Below are 19,813 nucleotides of genomic sequence, written 5' to 3' on the forward strand. Positions count from 1 at the left end.
ATAAGGTAAAATAAGATGTGGAAAAGAAAGGATAGGTGATAGCCGTGGGCTACTACGACGATCATTCACCAGCCACACAGCAGCAGAAGAAGAGCCGCCGATTTATGATGCCGACGCTCGTTGGAATTATTCTCGGCGCGGTTCTTGTCCTGCTGGCGTTACCTGCGCTGGTTCAGACCAATTTACTTCCTTATAGCATAACGACACCAAATGATGAAAACGAATCCATAGATAATGAAGGCACGGGCATAAGCAGTGAAAAAGTGGAATTAGATGTAAACACACAGATTACAGAAGTAGTAGAAGAAGTTACCCCTTCCGTTGTAGGTGTCGTCAACATGCAGTCGCAGTCGAACTTCTGGGATGAAAATCCAAATGGTTCAGAAGAAGCCGGCGTCGGTTCAGGTGTGATTTATAAGCAGGAGAACGGTGAAGCATATGTTGTAACGAATAATCATGTCATTGAGGGAGCAAGTGAAATCGAAGTAGTACTCTCGGATGAAACACGTGTCCCTGCTGAACTCATTGGCGGCGACGTGTTTTCAGATTTAGCGGTTTTAAAAATGCCAGATGATGATGTAAAACAAGTAGCCGAAATCGGATCCTCCGATAACCTGAAGGTCGGCGAACCTGCGATAGCGATCGGAAATCCTTTAGGACTCCAGTTTGCCGGGTCTGTCACCAAAGGGATTATCAGCGGGAAGCAGCGTGCGATTCCGCAAGACTTTAACAACGACGGGCAAGAAGACTGGCAGGCGGAAGTGATTCAAACCGATGCAGCGATTAACCCTGGAAACAGCGGGGGCGCTTTAATTAACATTGAAGGGCAGCTGATCGGCATTAACTCGATGAAAGTCGCTCAATCTTCTGTTGAGGGTATCGGCTTTGCAATTCCGATTGACGCGGCTCTGCCGTTGATCGAAGAGCTGGAGCAGGAAGGTCAGGTGAACCGGGCGTTTATCGGTGTTGAGGCGTACGGATTAAATGAAGTGCCTACGTCCGAATGGCAGTCGACGTTAAACTTGCCTGAAGACGTCAAAGGCGGATTGTATATTCGAAGTGTTACACAAATGTCTCCAGCGTCTAAAGCCGGGTTGGAAGCTCTTGATGTCATTACAGCACTTGATGGCGAACCCGTAGAAGATATCATTGACCTGCGCAAATATTTATATGAAGAAAAAGATCCAGGCGATGATTTGGAGATTACGTATTATCGAGACGGTGAACAGAACCAGACAACCGTTACATTAGGAACGCAGGAGTAAAGCAAGAGGTCACACAATGTGAAGTCTTCTGAAGAAGCAGAGGCTCATGAACATAAATAATCCGAACTGATTTTTCTCTCAAATCGTTCGGATTATTTTGTGCTTTATTCCGTTTTGCTCAAGCCCGTTTAATTTATCCCAAGCCTCATTTTCGTTATCCACACCATGTGTACAGCCATCTGGATAAGGTACATATATGGTAGCGAACATACATACGAAATACCATATACATTCTTCAATTTGTGTATATGTGGATAAAACTGTGGATAGAATGTTCATACCCTTGGATAACTTGTGAATAGCTTAAAATTGCCTCATTCTGTGCATAAGTCTGTGGATAATTGTGGGTAACTTAAATCGTTAGTCGAGTTACCCACATGTGCACAAAGATATCCACGGCACACTTGACTTTATCACACATTTCTCGACAATCTTCCACTTTTTTCACAAACGGTGACTAACGACTCCCGAGAGTGAGTTATCCACAGTGGAAAAAAGTTGTCCACTTCCCTTACGTTTCGTACAATGAAGCTAATGAGGAGGAATACATATGGTTGATTTACGAAGCGATACTGTAACACGCCCTACTCCCGACATGCGGCAGGCCGCCTTTGACGTAGAGGTGGGGGATGACGTGTATGGCGAAGATGAGAGTGTCTTAAAATTAGAAGAAACGGCTGCACACATGCTTGGCAAGGAAGCGGCTTTATTCGTAACGAGTGGAACGCAGGGTAATCAAATCGCTGCCTTAACTCATTGTAACCGGGGAGATGAAGTACTGCTTGAAGCAAGCGCCCACCTCTTTTTATATGAAGGTGCGTCGATGAGTGCTTTAGCAGGTGTGCAGCCTCGCACGTTAGAAGGCGTAAGAGGAGCGATGAAGCCTGAAGATGTACGAGCAGCCATCCGCCCTGACGATATCCATTTTCCAGAGACGGGGATGATCTGTCTGGAAAATACGCATAACAAAGCCGGCGGGGCGATTGTACCTCTTGAGAATATGCAGGCGATTTATAACATTGCGCGAGAACATGCGATTCCTGTCCATCTTGACGGCGCGCGGTTGTTTAACGCCGTGGTGGCTTCCGGCACTTCCGTTAAAGCGTATGCAGCCCAGGCGGATACCGTTCAATTCTGCTTATCTAAAGGTCTCGGTGCCCCGGTCGGATCGATGATTACAGGTTCGGCAGACTTTATCCGGCGGGCTCGAAAATGGCGCAAGCGGCTCGGCGGCGGACTGCGCCAGGTCGGCGTAATCGCAGAGCCGGGATACGTCGCGCTGACGCAGATGGTCGATCGTTTAGCTGAGGATCATGAGAATGCCATCCTTTTAGCTGAATCAATCGAGCAAATGACCGGACTTAGTGTTGAGGGGGAAGTTGATACGAACATTGTGCTCGTCAACGTTGCTGAGCTCGGACTAACAGCGGAGCATTTTTTAGAAGAATTGAAGAAAGAAGGCGTGCTGGCTGTTCCTTTTGGCCCTCACACCGTTCGCTTTGTAACGCACTTTGATGTCAGCCGCCAGGATATCATCGACACGGTTGATCGGATCAAGAGCGTAAGCCGGACTTGTGTGTAAAAGGTAAATCGCTGGCATTTTGAAATTTTCGCGGCTATTTTCACAAAACCGCGGCCAAATCCTGATTTCCGCGGCTAAATTGTTAAAAACGCGGCGAACTCACTCACGACCCTGGGACACTTTTTTAGTTAAATTTGTGATTCTCCCCATGATTGTCGAGTTTTTAGATATAATAAAAGAAAAGGAAGTTGACTGTGAGGGGGTCTTCATAATGATAAAGAAACGGTGGTTCATCCTCTTAGCACTATTACTCGTAATCAGTGTTGGTGTAAACGTCTATCAATACCAGGCGCATCAAGATGATTTAGTCGAAGCAAAATCAACCGATTTAACAGCCATACGCGGCCTGATGACGGAATTAGCGATTCGTATTGGCGATGAGGACGCGTCTGCGGAAGAGATTGAGGCGCTTGCTTTTTCATTAAACCGCCTCACGTCTGATCTTTCCTCATCCGAGCATTTATACCCTGGAGACACGAGGGATTACGACTTTTATCAAAAAACCGGCCGCACGTTAATGATGTTTGTAAACAACAACGACGTCACTGAAATGAGTATTCAGCAGCGGGACGTCATTTTCCAAACAATTATGAGCGGCGTCGGATCGAAGGATTCAGACTTCATTGAGCAGCAGCTGGCTGGTTACAGCGACACGAAATAACGTTTTATGGTACCTGGGACATATACCCATAACAGGAAACATAGCACATTGACAATAAATTACAAGGGAATATAATGAAAGAAACGGCCGATGCAAGCGAGTCTTGTATCGGCTATTTTTGGGCAGCAGATGGATAAATTATACTTCTACTGCAGATTTTTTTAAAAAAATTCGATCCATTGAAAACTTTTTCCCATGTTCGCAGGTAGATAGAGTAGAGAGGTGTAAAAAGGTGGAGGAAACGATGGGGACGGACATGGAACGCAAGCTGATTAAGAAAGTAAAAAAAGGAAATCAGAAGGCTTTTAAGAAGCTGTATGATTTGTATTCCGGCTATGCGCTCCGTACCGCATTCGCAATGACAAAAAGCGAAGCAGATGCGTCTGACATCGTACAGGAAACATTTATCCGCGTGTACCGCAGTATCGAATCCTTTAAGGAAGCGAAGCCGTTTAAGCCGTGGTTCTACCGGATTCTTATTAACGAAACCCACCGCCTTCTCAAGAAACGCTCCGACTCCAGGAACATTTATATGGACGTCGAGGCCTCCGAATTTCTGCATCCGACATCCTCGGTTGAAGGAGATTACGAGGACTTGGAAGAAGCGCTCGACCAGCTCGACCATCATCATAAAACCGTAGTGGTCCTGAAGTATTTGCACGGATTTTCGGAAAAAGAGATCGCTTCGATTCTCGCCGAAAATCAGAATACGATCAAGTCCAGGCTTTACAAAGGCAGACAGAAGCTTAAACAGGTTTTAGGAGAGATCGAACATGAATAAGGAAAAAGTCACAATGGAAGAGTTTCTAAAGAAGCAGACCGATTCGGCGGAAGAGCTGAAGGATGCAGCTTGGAGCAATATTGAGAAGGAATTATTTACAAATCCGAAGAAGCGCCCTCTCTGGATCAAAGCTGCCAGTATCGCAGCCGTCCTCCTGCTTTTTGCCGTGTCCTTAAGCACGAGTAAAGGGCAGGCTGTCATCCAAAGCGTGTGGGATCTATTTGAAGAGGAAAAAACGGTCGAATTTGAGCTTGAAGGTCAGCGCGAAGTCAATGATGCCAAGCTTAACGCCAATCCGGACCTCGATTATGTGATTTATGTCGATGAATCGCGCTACCGCCTGGAAGAAGGCGTGCAGAGCGACAGGATTGTACCCGATATGGAGCTTGGGCCGGAATACCCCGAAGTCTCGATGGAGATTCAGCCCATCACGGGATCATCGTCTGATCAGGAGCTTGATTTGATCAGGCAGTCCTTAGAAGACAGGGACTATAGAATCATTAAAAATACTGAAATTGTGAAACCTTTTGAAGGCTCAATCGTTATAGCTAGTGAGGCGGAAGAAGGTGAACAGCAGTGGAACTCCGTCATGGAGAAGTATTACGTCACAGAAGATGACAATAATGCCTTGTTTGTAATTAAACAAAAGTATTTTCTAGAAGCTGAAGAGGGTCATGGTGTCCGATTTGACACGATGCTTGAGAGCTTCGAAATTGTTGATGAATAAAGGAATTCCGATATAAAAAGAAAAAGGAATCCCGCCGTTTTCAGGAAATAAAATTAAAAGGGGATATCTACTGTTATGTGTGGATTTATAGGTATTTTACACAACAAAGGGCAGTCAGTTAATGAAGAGTATGTCAAAGCATTTGAGAAGAGCAACGAGTTGATTAAGCACCGCGGTCCTGATGAAGAAGGGTATTATCACGATGACCATATATCATTAGGTTTTCGCCGGTTGAGCATTATCGACATTGAAAGCGGCCACCAGCCGTTTCATTTCGAAAATGAACGCTACTGGATGGTGTTTAACGGAGAAATTTATAATTACGTTGAACTTCGTGAACAATTAATCAAAAAAGGCTATACATTCGAAACAGAATCCGATACCGAAGTCATTGCCGTACTTTTTCAAGACGAAAAAGTAAACGCTTTTAAACAGCTTCGCGGCATGTTCAGTATTTTAATCTGGGATAAACAAGAAAAAGACTTATACGGCGCACGCGATCCGTTTGGCATTAAACCACTATATTACAGCGATTCAGAAGGTGTGCTGCGGTTTTCTTCAGAAAAGAAAAGCTTCAGCATGAGCGGGGATGAAGTATCGACCCTGGCGCTTCAGCATTACTTAAGCTACCAGTACGTTCCCGAGCCAATGACGATGACGGACGGTGTACATAAGGTAGAGCCAGGTCACTACTTTGTGAAAAAATCAGGTCAGCCGCTTGAGATGGAGCGTTATTTCCATGCGACCTTCCAGCCTGTCATCACGGAGGAAAAAAATCAAATCAAGCAGATTCAAGATGTGCTGTTTGATTCTGTCGGCATCCATATGCGCAGTGACGTTCCGGTCGGCTCCTTCTTATCAGGCGGGATTGATTCTTCACTAATCGTTTCGATTGCGAAGCAGTACAACCCGAATATTAAAACGTTCTCCGTCGGTTTTGCCCGTGAAGGGTATTCTGAAGTAGACGTGGCGAAAGAAACCTCCAGTGCCTTAAACGTCGAGAACCATTCGTATTTAATTACTGCGGAAGAATACGTGGAGAAACTGCCGAAAATCATGTGGCACATGGATGATCCATTAGCCGATCCATCATGCGTGCCATTGTATTTCGTTGCCCGCGAAGCGCGTAAAGACGTTACCGTTGTCTTATCCGGAGAAGGCGCCGATGAACTGTTTGGCGGCTACAACATTTACCGTGAGCCGGAATCGTTAAAAGCATTCCAGTCTATGCCTGGTCTGTTGAAAAAAGCATTAAACGGGGTCGCCCGCGTATTACCAGAAGGCGTGCGCGGCAAGAGCCTGCTGGAACGCGGCACAACACCGCTGAAAGACCGCTACATCGGCAATGCGAAAATGTTTGAAGAAGCGGAAAAAGAACGCCTGCTGACGAACTATGCGAAGCAATATCCATACCAATCCGTGACACAGAAACTGTATCAAACGGCTGACGAATACCACGCGACGCATCAAATGCAATATGTGGACATCCACACGTGGCTGCGCGGCGACATTTTACTGAAAGCCGATAAAATGACGATGGCCAACTCACTTGAGCTGCGCGTCCCATTTTTAGATAAAGAAGTCTTTAACGTCGCCCGCGAACTCGCCGTGCACAGCACGATCGCCGACGGCACAACGAAATCCATCCTGCGCAAAGCCGCCCGCGGCATCGTGCCCGATCACGTGCTCGACCGTAAGAAGCTCGGCTTCCCGGTGCCGATGCGTCACTGGCTGCGCAATGAACTATATGAATGGGCGAAAGGCTTGATTGAAGCAAGCGCCACCGATCACCTGATTCAAAAATCAGTGGTAAGTGACCTGTTAGAAGCCCACGTCCAGCAAAAAGGCGACTACTCCCGTAAAATCTGGACCGTGCTTATGTTCATGCTGTGGCACCAGATTTATATCGAAGGCGTCTACTCCTTTGAAGAGCTGCGCAAAGAGGATGAAACGGAAAGTAAAGTGCTGGAGCAAATGCAGCTCGTGAATTAACGTCTCATCAGCAGCATCGCGGATAAATGCTGATTTTCGGCGATAAAAAGGGAAAAACGCTGATAAAATCAAAAAACCGCGGATAAATCTCCAATTCCGCTGATAACAAAAAAGGTCCGCTCTCCTGCGAAAAAGCAGAAGAGCGGACCTTTTTATAATTCCAGCGTTTCCTTTAACCTCTGTAAATCAGTGGAGACCATCGCCGCATCGAGCATAAAATGATCCTCCGACACCTCCGGCAGCCGGAACAACGTAAACAACACCTCGCACCCCGGCCCATTATGAATCACGCGCATCGGATTTAAGATCTCAGCCCCTTCTCCCATCGCCACATAATGATCGAGCACTCCATATGAATTATCATCAACAAACCGAATCGTCGCCGGTCCATCCTCCGTCTCCACGACCCACTCATCATTTCTTTTGGCCACGGATAAACAAAAAGACTTCGCCCAGGCTGGTAAATTCATAGGCTCATGCACGAAGCGGTACACTTCCTCCATAGGTCTGTTAATCGTTACACTTACGGTTTTCGCTTCAAACATAGACAGCAACTCCTTCACCTATCCATACCCTGTTTACAGAAGAAAATACCCTCAATTATTGTACTTTTACAAACTAAATTCCCAAGCTGGTAAATGACAAATACTGTAAGAATACGACTGTCAGTCGTATTCTTACAGTATTTGGTATTAGAAGGTGTGAGGTGTCCAGCACGTCGAGTATTTTTTGAAGGAAAGATGTTCAGCTATACGAGTGGAGTAGTCGTTTGGTCGGATAAATGGGTAAGGTTTACTCTGGTAACCAATACATAGAACGTGAAAACAAAATTACAATTAATGTAAAAAAATGACTGTGAGTCTTATTTTGACATTATTTGTTAATGAAAAGAGCGGTAATTTCTTCACATCATCTCCGATAAATGAATCTTAATACACATAATTCCGTAATGTGACTGTCAGACTACATGGAGTGTAATTTTTAAGAGTCCATACGAAGCGCTTTTTACCAATAAAAAAAGGCCAGCTATAAAAGCCAGCCTTCGATCTGTGCCATCGTCTGGTTCAGCCGCCGCAAATCATCAATCAGCATCGACCCGTCCAGCAGAAAATCTTCCTCCGATACCTCCGGCCGGCGAAACAGCGTCGCTGCGACTTCACAGCGCTCGCCGTTTGGCATGACGCGGAGCGGGTGAACCATTTCCTCCCCTGTCGCAAGCGTTAAGTAAAAGTCGACCACGCCGTACGGATTCTCCTCCACAAAGCGGACGCGCGCTGCCCCTTCTCCTGTTTCAACATACCATTCACCATTTTTATAAGCGACCGACTGGCAGAACGATTTCGCCCACGCCGCTAAATTCATCGGCTCGCGCACGAAGCGGATCACATCCTCCGCACGGGCCTCGATTGTTACACTCACAGTTCTTGCATCTAACATCCTATCTCCCTCCACAAACAACAACGTTATTCTCCTTCTTTACCCCATCATCCCCTTATGGTAAAACCTCTATTCGCAAAAATAAAATTCCGCGCCCACGAAAAAACCCTCAGGACAGCAGCCTGAGGGTCATTCCCACTATTGATAATTAATAATCGACGGGTTCGGATCCAGTTTCAACACATCTTCCGGCTCCATTACCGGCTCATCTTTATCGTAAAAAATCTTAAATCCGCCATACTGATTCGGTTCATCGCGCACATACCTGCTGTAAAGCGAGTGCTTCGCATCAGCGTTGCCCCAGCCGTCATAGTTGAGAGCGACTTGCACATTGTCCGTCGGCTCAATCGCTTCTTTATTCGTCAGCGCCGCATCCGTAAACTGGTGGACGAAAACGAATTTATCCGGCAGATTGTTCTCTTCTGTCAGCTGTGATACATACTCAACGGCCTCCTGCACTTCCGCGCCATCGACCTGACCGAGATCCTCTCCAGGGGTTTCTCCTTCATCCACGTGGAATTCCGTATCAATTGCCAAGTGAACGTTCGGGTGCTTCAGCCATTTCTCAATACTCTTCACCTGATTCATGACAGAGTCCGTACCAAGCTGAATATCAAGCATCACAAGCGCATCATGCTTCTCCGCAAGCTCAACATACTCCTCAATATTCTCATCTGAGGTCTTTCGCACATAATTGCCGTCCGGACCCGGTTCACTCTGGGCCATCGTCGTAATCAGTTCAATCGTCGGCACCGCCGGACGATCCGGATCCGCATCCGAATATGCCTGCGTCTGTTCCTTCAGCTTCTTCATGTACTCCTCAGGCTCCATCGTCCCAAGTATACCCATATTCTCAGACTCCGGCGTCCCGTAAAAAGCGACAAGACGATGATCCTTCAACGGTCCATTCGACGGATCCTCAACCCCGGGAGCCAGCGTTTCCCCGACAGGAATCGAACGCTCAGGATCGCCGCCCTGCGCCTGCGCTTCAGGCATTTGCTGCTGCTCCTCCTCAGACAAACTCTCATTCAACGACACCGCATCCTCCGACGGCTCTAACGCCTTAAAAGGCTGCTCAGGCTCCTTATTCTCTTCTTCCTCTTTCTCCTGCGACTCCTTCTCCTCCGAAGACTCATCCTGCTTCTCCTCATCCTCCGTCGACGTCGAATCCGAGCACGCACCCAACACAAACACAAGTAACCCAGCCGCAAGCAGCAGCAACCATTTCTTCATACCAACACACATCCTTTTCCACATGACAGTTAAATTTTAAGTAGAATATGGTGGAGTTTAACACAACTTCCTATAAATGAAACCAATGTAAACAAATTGATAGAAAACCTTCACATCACACTAAAAAAACACGCCATAATAGGACCTTACCATTCATGATAAAATAGAGACAAGAACAACAACCTGGAGGACGAAACCAATGAAAATAACCATCGTAACCGTCGGAAAACTAAAAGAAAAATACTTAAAACAAGGCATCGACGAATACATCAAACGCCTCACCCCTTATGCCAAAGTCGAAATCATCGAAGTCCCCGACGAAAAAGCACCCGAGAATCTAAGTGAAGCGCAAATGCTTGAAGTGAAGCAGAAGGAAGGGGAGCGGATTCTTTCAAAAATCCAGCAGGATACATACGTGATTACGCTAGAAATCGAAGGCAAACAGCTGACTTCTGAAAAACTCGCCAAGCAGCTCGACGACCTGGCGACGTATGGGAAGAGTAAAGTGGCGTTTGTGATTGGCGGGTCATTAGGCTTGAGTGATGAAGTGATGAAGCGGAGTGATTATGGGTTGTCATTCTCAAAGATGACGTTTCCTCATCAGTTGATGCGGTTGATGTTGGTGGAGCAGGTGTATCGTGCGTTTAAGATTATAAGGAATGAGCCTTATCATAAATAATTGGTAACCCATCATAAAGAGAAACAGGTACAGAAGGGTTAGAACGTGCTTCAATGTATCGAGCGCATTTTAATTAACTTGGGCATTTGGTCAGTTAAATTGTAAGATAATAATGGAGAAAATGGAGGAGTTCACAATAGATGGAAGAATATAAGTACAAAAAAGTACCGTTAACCCCTAGTGTAATCGAAAACTTAATCGTAGAGTTATTTAATGGAAACATGAAAAAAAGGGACGAAATTGTACATGAGGTCCTTAATTTTCATTTGAAAAATGGCGGTTTACCACCTGAGGTCAGAGATTTTCCTAGATCAGTAAAAAAAGCTCTTGAAAATATGGCTGAAAAAGAATGGGTGTTAAATAGATCATATGGATACTGGGAAGTGAAAAAAGAAAATGCCCCCATGATAGAAGAATACATGAAAGTAGAAGTAGAAGAGGATATAGATGAAGAAGAAATCTTAATAAACCACGTATATGGAAGTGGAAATTCTGCGGTTTACTTATATTACTATGAGAGTTACAAAGAGCTTTCTTTATTACAGGACAAGCGAACATGGCCTTGTAAAATTGGCAGAACTGATAGAGATCCTTTAATCCGTATTCTGTCACAAGCTTCGACAGCATTGCCTGAAACACCTACCATCGATTTTATCATAAAAACTGATAATGCATCTTTATTAGAAACAACGATTCATTCTATTTTAAAATTAAAAGGGAAACATTTGGAGAATTCTCCAGGGTCTGAATGGTTCGATACAAATCCGGAGGAAATTATCAAGTTTATTGATTCTGTAAGTGAAGATTTGTTATATTCACAATAGTTCTTATGCTGGGAATTGGAATATTAGAACTAAAAACACCATGGTCAAAGTAAAAATTACAATGATTAATTGGAAAAATGCTTTGAAAAGAAGTGGAAAAACCCAGTGTTTCACATAGTCTTCAACTTGCAGTGAAAATACCTAACCTCCGCTTTGTTAAAGCGATAAGCAACTTAGGCGTTAAAAGCAGGTACACAACATCTTTCTAAAGAATTAGGATAGATTAAGTCACTCTTAGGAGTGGCTTTTTTCAAAACAACTCCTTTAAATAAAATATCTATAGAGTATGAAGAATAAAAACATTGCAGAAAAGCATGGAGTCTCAATCTACACCGTTGAGTCATGGAAACGACGAGTTATCTATCAGCGTGGGAGGTTTGAGTCGGTTTCATATGAGTAGGTCTCTTTAGTGTGGGGAGGGCGTGATGCTATAATTTCACCGTGTCTAATAGTCGAGTACAAAGAGATGACATACCGATATACTGTGCTTTTGGGATGTGTGATTATTCCTAAATTATACAATTAGTGATACTATAGTAGGCAATAACCTTCATTTCGATAAAAGGGGAGAGGCTTGTGGCCATTACTATACCAGAGTCTATTCGAAGTTCAGCCACCGCAGGAGAACGTGTTCTTTTTCATACGTTAAAAGAATACCTGGATGATGATTACATTGTTTATTATGAACCAGAAGTAAACGGCAAACGTCCTGACTTTTTGATTATTGGTCCTTACTTAGGTTTGCTTGTTTTAGAAGTGAAAGATTATACTCTTACGACTCTTCACCGTCTTAATCATGATGAATGGATGATTAATAGTAGTAGTGATGGCTTAGTAACAGTAAAATCTCCTTTAAAACAATCAAGGGATTACATGTTTCACATTCAGGTTTTGCTTAAGAAAGACGGAAACCTGATTAATCAAGAAGGGAAATATCAAGGTAAGTTAAAATTCCCGTGTGGTTTTGGCACTGTGTTTACACGTCTTAGTCAGAATCAATGCGTGAAAACGGATCTATATGAAGTAATTGATCCCACATTTCTATTAACACGTGAGGAAATTGATCCAGAACAAAATCATTTCTCTGAAGAACAATTAATAGAAAAGCTTATGAACATGTTTACTATTCCTTTTCGATTAAATGAGCCTTTATCGAGTAATGAGATAAATGCTATTCGCTACCATCTTTTTCCCGAAGTTCGTATTAGCCGGGAATTTAAGCAAACGACTCCATATCGTGACCAACTGTTACTATCTTTACATAATTTAGAGACGATGGATTTACATCAAGAAAAACTAGCCAAGCAGTTAGGTGATAAAAATCGTTTAATTAGAGGAGTGGCATGCAGTGGTAAAACACTAATACTAGCAAGCCGAGCCCGGTTAATGAAACAGGAAAATCCAGATTGGAACATACTCATTCTTTGTTATAATATTTCCCTTTCCCGATCGATCGAATCGATGGTACGAGCAAAAATGGAAGAACCCGCTGATTTGTTTGAAGCTGCTTTGGAAAATGAAGACCGAATGAATGGGATTACTATAAGGAATTTTTACGAATGGTTGAAGAAAGACTTGTGTATATCTGAAGTTCAACTGCCACAAATCCTGAAGAAGTTAGAAAACCACGAGTCTATTCTACCTAAGTACGATGCGGTTTTAATTGACGAAGGGCAAGATTTTGCATCAGATTGGTTGAGGTTGGTGAGCCTCCTGCTGAATGAGGATACCTATTCAATGTTACTAGTGGAAGACCGAGCCCAAACTATTTATCAGCGCGGTCGAAATTACTTGCAAAATACTGGGCTTGATTTCCGAGGACGATCTAAAATATTGCAAATTAACTACCGCAATACATCGCAAATTATTCAGTTTGCTTGGGATTTCTACCAAATTCATGCGGCTTCTCAAAAGGTTGTGACAGGTACAGTTGAAGGCCAGGAAATTATACCTCCGCAAAGCACGAGAAGAAAAGGACCTGAACCGGCTCTTGCCCGCGCAGGCAGTTGGAAAGAAGAAGCGCAATTAGTTGCTAAAACGATGAATAAACTCCATAAGGAAAAAAAGATCCCCTTTGAAGAAATGCTTGTCTTATATCGAGTGAAACGCACGTATAAAATAGGCGTGGTGGACACCTTAAAACATAACTTTAAAAAATATGATATTCCCTATACATGGATAACAGAGAGCCAGAAATCCAAACGCGTGTATAGCAAAGAGGACGGCACTGTGAAGATTTCTACTTTTGAGAGCAGCAAAGGATTAGACTTCCAGGCGGTCTTTATTGTAAATGCAGACAATACGCCATTTACCTTAGAAGAAGATAAAAATAGAGAAGCAGCTCTTATGTATATTGGTATGACTCGTGCCATTGAGTATTTGATGATTTCTTATAGTGGGGACTCTGAGTACACGGCTTACTTTGATAAAGTCTTGGAAGAAAGACAAGATGTTAGTACAAGTATGTTGTTGAATAAGTAATTTAGAACCTCTACTTTTTTTTTGACTTATTCGTAGCAAGCAAATGCTTCAATGTCATTAGATAGTGTTGTTCATCCCCCATCTGTTAAAAACTAAAGTTGAAGATGCATTTCATCTTTATAGAGCGTAACTATTTAATTTCGAAGAATATAATGGAGGGTGGTTATGAAATCAATCATCGAACAATTACAACATTCTTATCATAAGGGATTTATAGACAAAGATTTTTCATCATCTACTCGCTTTCGGCCAGAATTATTAGTGAACAGTAAAGAAAAGCATAAAGACGTCCTTACTTCGTTATTGGATGAGCTTAAAAGTTGCCGTTACTTCATGTTTTCCGTGGCTTTTATTACTGAAAGCGGGCTAGCCACACTAAAATCACACCTGCATGATTTAAAATTGAAAGGAATCAAAGGAAAAATACTAACTTCTACCTATCAAATGTTCAATAAGCCGAAGGTGTTTAAAGAACTATTAAAGTTAGACAATGTTAGCGTGAGAATAGCGAAAATCGAAGGGTTTCATTCGAAAGGTTACATATTCCAACATGATACACATGTTTCTCTTATCGTTGGGAGTTCCAATTTAACAACCAATGCTCTTAAAGTAAATTATGAATGGAACATCAAGTTAACGTCTCATGAGAACGGAGAAATCATTCACCACTTTAATGATCAGTTTAGAGACATGTGGGAGAAAGCCGCCCCTTTAACCACTTCATGGATAAGTAGGTATGAAGAAAGATATAATCCACCACCCTTATTTAAAGTCTCAGATTCACCAGGTTCATATACAAGTAATAAATTGATAGATTCTTTATCTATTCAACCAAACCGAATGCAAGAAGCTGCTTTAGGTGGGATTCAACGCGTGCGAGACTCAGGAGAAGAAAAAGCTCTCATTGTTTCAGCCACTGGTACAGGAAAAACCTATTTATCTGCTTTTGATGTTCGTAAAGTACGCCCGAAAAGAATGCTATTTGTCGTTCATAGAGAACAAATTTTACATAAAGCTAAGAAAGACTTTCAAAAAGTCTTGGGTGGAGAGGACAAGGACTTTGGTATCCTATCTGGGTCAAAGTTTGAAACCGATGCTCGTTATTTATTTGCTACGGTACAAACAATGTCAAGGTCAAAGGTCATGAAAACGTTCGATCCAGAAACTTTTGACTACATATTGATTGATGAAGTTCATAAAGCTGGAGCACAGTCTTATTTAAAGCTTATTACATACTTTAATCCTCACTTTTTATTAGGTATGACCGCCACACCTGAGCGTACGGACGGCTATAACTTATTTGAGTTGTTTGATTACAATGTGGCTTATGAAATTCGTTTGCAAGAAGCATTAGAAGCGGATATGCTCTCTCATTTTCATTATTTTGGAGTTACTGATTTTACTATAGAAGGGGACAAAGTTTCAGAACGAGAGTTATTTAATCAATTAACAGCACAAGATAGGGTCGATCACGTTCTTGAAAAAGTTGAATATTATGGATTTTCGGGGGAGCGAGTTGCAGGTCTGATTTTTTGTAGTTCTAAAAGAGAAGCCAGCCAACTTTCTTTACTAATGAACGAGAAAGGCTATCACACCGTTGCGCTTACCGGCGATAACTCCCAGGAAGAACGACAAATACAAGTTCAAAAGTTAGAAAGCGGAGTATTAGATTATATATTAACGGTTGATATTTTTAACGAGGGTATTGATATTCCATGTATTAACCAAGTGGTCATGTTAAGGCATACTCAATCTAGTATTGTTTTTATTCAGCAACTTGGACGGGGTCTGAGAAAACATGAGGAAAAAGAATATGTGACTGTAATAGATTTTATAGGAAATTATGAAAACAATTATCTCATTCCTATCGCTTTATCTGGTGATCATTCACAAAACAAAGATAATATAAGAAGAAGAGTGATTGATACCAGCTATATCGAAGGACGGTCAACGATTAATTTTGAAGAGGTCGCCAAAGAACGAGTTTACGATGCTATTCAAACGGCAAACCTTACTCAAATGAAATTATTACGGAATGCCTATACAGATCTTAAAAATAGGATTGGACGTATCCCGTTATTAAAAGATTTCCAAGCGAATCATTCCATTGATCCACTTGTTTTAGTAGATAAGAAAGGGAACTATTACGAATTCTTGGCAAGTATAAAAGAAGAGATCGGTCATTTAACCACTCGGGAAAAGCAAATTTTAACCATGTTTTCACAAGAAGTGTTAAATGGAAAAAGGGTACATGAACCATTATTACTTTATTTATTATTAGACAATCAGACCATCTCTTATGATTATTATAAAGAACAAATCGTCCGATTTAATGGAGTCGTTGTCGAATCAACGCTACGTTCTGTAGAGCGCATGTTTAGTCTTGATTTTTTTAAAATCACAGACCAAAAGAAATACGGGGATAAGCCAATTATAGTGTTTGACGGTCAGAAGATTAGCTGGGAAGATGAGGTGCAAACGTCTTTAATCCAGAACGAAATGTTCAGCGAATTTGTTCAAGATATTGTTTGTGTATCTATGATTAAGAATCAATCATATTTACCGGATCAGCCTTTTACACTTTTTCAAAAATATTCTCGGAAAGATGCTTGTAAGCTTCTTAACTGGGAGAATGATGAGAGTTCAACTGTCTATGGGTATAAACCGAAATTTGGAACGTGTCCAATCTTTGTTACCTATCATAAAAATGAAGAGGTTGAATCAAGCATTGATTATAAAGATAAATTTCTAAATCCTGAGGTGCTAACATGGTACTCAAGAAGTAATCGAACATTGCAGTCTAATGAAGTGAAACAGATTGTGGAAGCAACAAAGAGAAACAATGATATTCATATCTTCGTAAAAAAAGACAATGGAGAAGGAACTGACTTTTATTATCTAGGCAAAGCCTTCCCTGATCAGGAAACGGTAAGTCAAACGACCATGAAGGATAAGGATAAACATTTACCAGTGGTTAAAATGAATTTGAAATTAGAGCATCATGTCGATCAAAAAATATATGATTATTTTCATGAATAAACAAAACCCCTTTCTATATGAAGGGGCTATCCTTATTCTTGAGCCATTAGAATCTCTACTGCTGGAATATCTGCTGGGGCCCATTTTAAAGAAGGTAAATTCTCTCTCTGGAGCCATAATAGTTTCGAATGTTCATGAGCAGTTGGTTTACCACCGATTAATTTTGCTTTTAGTGCGATTAATTGAATAATAAATGAGTCGTATTCATGGGTATGGTCTTTTATTACGTCCTGGGCTTCTATCTCACAAGATAATTCTTCTTTTATTTCACGTACCAAAGCTGTTTGAAGGTCTTCTCCTTTTTCGACTTTACCACCCGGGAATTCCCACATGTTTGGAATTGCCATATTTGGCGCACGGAGCGCACAAAGAATTTCTTTCTTTTCATTCTCTATAACAGCTGCCACGACTTTAACGGTTTTTTTCATTCAGGAACGTCCTTTCCTATAATGTCTACGATTATAGTAGCATAGAGTCTATACAAATTCATGTAACTTACATGGCCATGTCTTTCATTATATTGTAATTTCGTGACTGATCCCGATCCCCCACCAATAGTGAACTTAAGTAGGTCATAATATCAGGTTATTTCCCTCTTGGTTTTATACAAGTATTCAATGGAAGTAAAATTTTATTGAACAGATAAACTAGTGTTTAGTTGATTACCCTTTTAAGTTGTTTATAATTTGATGGTACAATGAACCTATGAAAATATTGTAAAACAGGTGTGATAATTATGATAGTTTACGAAGCCACTAAAAATGAATTTTGCAACGATGTCTTCGAAGACACACTCGTCTCAAACATCGTCACTAACTACAATACTAGAATAGGTAAGATCAACGAGAGCGAAGTCCGCTCCTGGAATAATTCCATGCAGTTTATGTACCGCGTGTTGCTCGATGATGAAATACCTGCTGATGCGGGAATCGCGATTGAATTTCAAATTCCTCACACCTCTAAACGTGTTGATCTTTTGATCTCCGGTAAGGACGGAGAAGAGGACTCTATTATTGTGGTTGAGCTAAAGCAGTGGGATAAGATTGAGAAGGTTGTAGGAAAAGAAGCAATAGTAAAAACCTTTATCAATCGTGGATTAATTGAGACTACGCACCCTTCCTATCAAGCTTGGTCATATGCTGCGCTGATTAAGGATTATAATGAAAATGCTCAAAAAGATAATATAAACCTGCATCCTTGTGCTTACTTACATAACTATAATAAATTGAGCGTGGGAGACCCTCTAATTGATCAAGTCTATGATTACTATGTGGACCAAGCCCCTGTATTTGTTAAAGGCGGAGCAGCAGATTTACGTTCTTTCATCAAGCGTCACATCCAGTTTGGTGATAATAAGGAGAACTTATATAAAATTGAGAACGGGAGGATCAGACCTTCGAAATCACTTCAAGATGCATTAAATAATATGCTTCAAGGTAATGAAGAATTTATTATGATTGATGATCAAAAAGTGATTTATGAGACGGCATTGCAGCTTGCAGACAAGGCCACAAGGACTGGTACTAACCAGGTTCTTATTGTTAGAGGAGGGCCGGGGACTGGGAAATCAGTATTAGCTGTTAATCTACTTGTTGAACTGACAAAGCGTAATCTAGTCACTCAGTATGTTACGAAGAATGCTGCACCTAGAAAGGTGTATGCAAATAAGTTAAAAAAGGATTTCCGGAAAGGTCATATTGACAACTTATTTAAAGGATCGGGGAGTTATGTAAATGCACCTGAGAATGAGTTTGATGTATTGATTGTAGATGAAGCTCACCGCTTAAATGAGAAGTCGGGAATGTTCCAGCACCTTGGAGAAAATCAGACAAAAGAAATTATTAATGCTTCTAAATTATCAATTTTCTTTATCGATGAGCGACAGAGAGTTACGTTGAAAGATAAAGGTAATGTTAAAACGATTGAAGAGTTCGCTAAGAATGAGAATGCAGAGATCACGCTAGGATATTTAGATTCTCAGTTTCGCTGTAATGGTTCAGATGGTTTTCTGGCCTGGGTGGATGATGTGTTAGATATTAGAAATACGGCCAATGCCGACTTTATCGATAATAATTATGATGTTCAGGTTTTCTCTGACCCTAATGAATTGTTTAACGTCATTGATAACTTAAATAAAAAGAACAACAAATCCAGAGTCGTGGCAGGGTATTGCTGGGACTGGATTAAAGACGGAAAAAATAATACTAATATACACGACATTGAAATTAAAAATAAGAATTTCGCCAAGAGCTGGAATCTCGGCAACTCCGAAACGTGGGCCATAGATGAAGAGTCTATTCATGAGATTGGCTGTATTCATACGTGTCAGGGACTTGAATTTGATTATGTTGGCGTCATTATTGGTGATGATTTAATTTTCCAAGATGGTGAAGTCAAAACGGATTACACGAAAAGAGCTAAAACCGACAGTTCACTGAGAGGCATTAAAAAAATGTCGAAAGAAGACCCAGAAAAGGCCTTCCGTGAAGCGGATGTAATTATTCGAAACTCATACCGAACCTTGATGACAAGAGGACAAAAGGGCTGTTACATCTATTGCACCGACAAAGATCTGCAAGAATATCTAGAAAGAAGGGTTAAGAAGTTAAGACTAGAAATTATAGATGAAAAAAATTATAGTGTAGCGGAAGAACAAGAAAGATATTTTTAACCTTAGTGAATGTGAAAGTGACTGCCCTGATCTGCTAAAGTGATAATGAGGTGGGGGCCAGGCCCTTTCTTAATTTTTTTCTTGGAAAAACTCCACCTTACGCCAAAGGTGGGGCTTTTTTAACGCTTTATTCCATTTTGTAGGATAAGTTTCTCCTAAAGTTAAAGTACTGTTTATTCCTGTACATTTGTATGAGCCATGATTGAAGCGAAGAATTCCAGCAAATCAGTTTCTAAGTTGCGCCTTTTTAATTCTTCAGCCTACTCTATCATTTGTATAATCGTCACATCCATATTATCACTCCATTTAATTTTGGGGACAGTCCCCCGGTACGCAATTAGACGATGGGGATTATTGTTATATAGGTTGGGTTGAAGAATCCAAAGTACTTAAATTCAAATTAGATAAATAAACCAAGTCACTCTTAAAGAGTGGAAGTCA

The 19,813-nt window shown here is 41.6% G+C and carries 15 protein-coding genes; 11 read left to right on the forward strand and 4 right to left on the reverse strand.

Going from position 1 to position 19,813, the window contains the following annotated elements; genetic code table 11:
• The first annotated feature begins 44 nt into the window (after positions 1–44).
• The 6 genes from ACGTNH_RS00590 to asnB all read left to right on the forward strand — a co-directional run bounded on the left by ACGTNH_RS00590 (position 45) and on the right by asnB (position 7,008).
• The gene (locus ACGTNH_RS00590) at positions 45–1,265 is read left to right on the forward strand and encodes a S1C family serine protease (RefSeq protein WP_394584286.1); all 1,221 of its coding nucleotides are present in this window, start codon (positions 45–47) and stop codon (positions 1,263–1,265) included.
• Positions 1,266–1,815: 550 nt separating this feature from the next.
• On the forward strand, positions 1,816–2,847 hold the full coding sequence (gene ltaE, locus ACGTNH_RS00595; RefSeq protein ID WP_394584288.1) for a low-specificity L-threonine aldolase: 1,032 nt from the start codon (positions 1,816–1,818) through the stop codon (positions 2,845–2,847).
• A gap of 211 nt (positions 2,848–3,058) precedes the next feature.
• The gene (locus tag ACGTNH_RS00600) at positions 3,059–3,508 is read left to right on the forward strand and encodes a hypothetical protein (protein WP_394584290.1); all 450 of its coding nucleotides are present in this window, start codon (positions 3,059–3,061) and stop codon (positions 3,506–3,508) included.
• Positions 3,509–3,752: 244 nt separating this feature from the next.
• Positions 3,753–4,289, forward strand: coding sequence for an RNA polymerase sigma factor (locus ACGTNH_RS00605; protein ID WP_394584292.1), 537 nt, complete (start codon positions 3,753–3,755; stop codon positions 4,287–4,289).
• Positions 4,282–5,016 (forward strand): hypothetical protein, encoded by a 735-nt coding sequence (locus ACGTNH_RS00610; protein ID WP_394584294.1) that lies wholly within the window; start codon positions 4,282–4,284, stop codon positions 5,014–5,016. Before ACGTNH_RS00605 ends, ACGTNH_RS00610 begins: the two co-directional genes overlap by 8 nt.
• Before the next feature lie 75 nt (positions 5,017–5,091).
• The gene (asnB, locus tag ACGTNH_RS00615) at positions 5,092–7,008 is read left to right on the forward strand and encodes an asparagine synthase (glutamine-hydrolyzing) (protein ID WP_394584296.1); all 1,917 of its coding nucleotides are present in this window, start codon (positions 5,092–5,094) and stop codon (positions 7,006–7,008) included.
• A gap of 152 nt (positions 7,009–7,160) precedes the next feature.
• On the opposite strand, the gene ACGTNH_RS00620 is transcribed toward asnB, so the two are convergent.
• The 3 genes from ACGTNH_RS00620 to ACGTNH_RS00630 all read right to left on the reverse strand — a co-directional run bounded on the left by ACGTNH_RS00620 (position 7,161) and on the right by ACGTNH_RS00630 (position 9,633).
• Positions 7,161–7,553, reverse strand: a complete 393-nt coding sequence (locus ACGTNH_RS00620; protein ID WP_394584297.1) for a hypothetical protein — start codon at positions 7,551–7,553, stop codon at positions 7,161–7,163.
• Between the two features lie 481 nt (positions 7,554–8,034).
• The gene (locus tag ACGTNH_RS00625; protein WP_394584299.1) at positions 8,035–8,445 is read right to left on the reverse strand and encodes a hypothetical protein; all 411 of its coding nucleotides are present in this window, start codon (positions 8,443–8,445) and stop codon (positions 8,035–8,037) included.
• A 138-nt stretch (positions 8,446–8,583) separates the two neighbouring features.
• Positions 8,584–9,633, reverse strand: a complete 1,050-nt coding sequence (locus ACGTNH_RS00630; protein WP_394584301.1) for a hypothetical protein — start codon at positions 9,631–9,633, stop codon at positions 8,584–8,586.
• A gap of 244 nt (positions 9,634–9,877) precedes the next feature.
• Here ACGTNH_RS00630 and rlmH point away from each other — a divergent pair, with 244 nt between their 5' ends.
• From rlmH to ACGTNH_RS00650, 4 genes are all read left to right on the forward strand, one after another.
• Positions 9,878–10,357, forward strand: a complete 480-nt coding sequence (gene rlmH, locus ACGTNH_RS00635; RefSeq protein WP_394584303.1) for a 23S rRNA (pseudouridine(1915)-N(3))-methyltransferase RlmH — start codon at positions 9,878–9,880, stop codon at positions 10,355–10,357.
• Positions 10,358–10,497: 140 nt separating this feature from the next.
• A complete protein-coding gene (locus ACGTNH_RS00640; RefSeq protein ID WP_394584305.1) occupies positions 10,498–11,181 on the forward strand; it encodes a GIY-YIG nuclease family protein in 684 nt (227 codons plus the stop codon).
• 576 nt (positions 11,182–11,757) lie between these two features.
• Positions 11,758–13,662 carry a 3'-5' exonuclease gene (locus tag ACGTNH_RS00645; RefSeq protein WP_394584307.1) on the forward strand — a complete coding sequence of 635 codons (1,905 nt, stop codon included), beginning with the start codon at positions 11,758–11,760 and terminating at the stop codon, positions 13,660–13,662.
• Positions 13,663–13,827: 165 nt separating this feature from the next.
• Complete coding sequence (locus tag ACGTNH_RS00650; protein ID WP_394584309.1) at positions 13,828–16,701, forward strand: DEAD/DEAH box helicase; 2,874 nt, start codon at positions 13,828–13,830, stop codon at positions 16,699–16,701.
• Between the two features lie 32 nt (positions 16,702–16,733).
• Here the strand turns inward: ACGTNH_RS00650 and ACGTNH_RS00655 are convergent, their stop codons facing one another.
• The gene (locus ACGTNH_RS00655) at positions 16,734–17,129 is read right to left on the reverse strand and encodes a (deoxy)nucleoside triphosphate pyrophosphohydrolase (protein WP_394584311.1); all 396 of its coding nucleotides are present in this window, start codon (positions 17,127–17,129) and stop codon (positions 16,734–16,736) included.
• 308 nt (positions 17,130–17,437) lie between these two features.
• On the opposite strand from ACGTNH_RS00655, the gene ACGTNH_RS00660 reads away from it, so the two are divergent.
• On the forward strand, positions 17,438–19,372 hold the full coding sequence (locus tag ACGTNH_RS00660; RefSeq protein WP_394584313.1) for a DNA/RNA helicase domain-containing protein: 1,935 nt from the start codon (positions 17,438–17,440) through the stop codon (positions 19,370–19,372).
• Positions 19,373–19,813: the final 441 nt, after the last annotated feature.

This window comes from Halobacillus sp. B23F22_1 (genome assembly GCF_043497005.1).
Taxonomy (GTDB): Bacteria; Bacillota; Bacilli; order Bacillales; family Halobacillaceae; genus Halobacillus_A.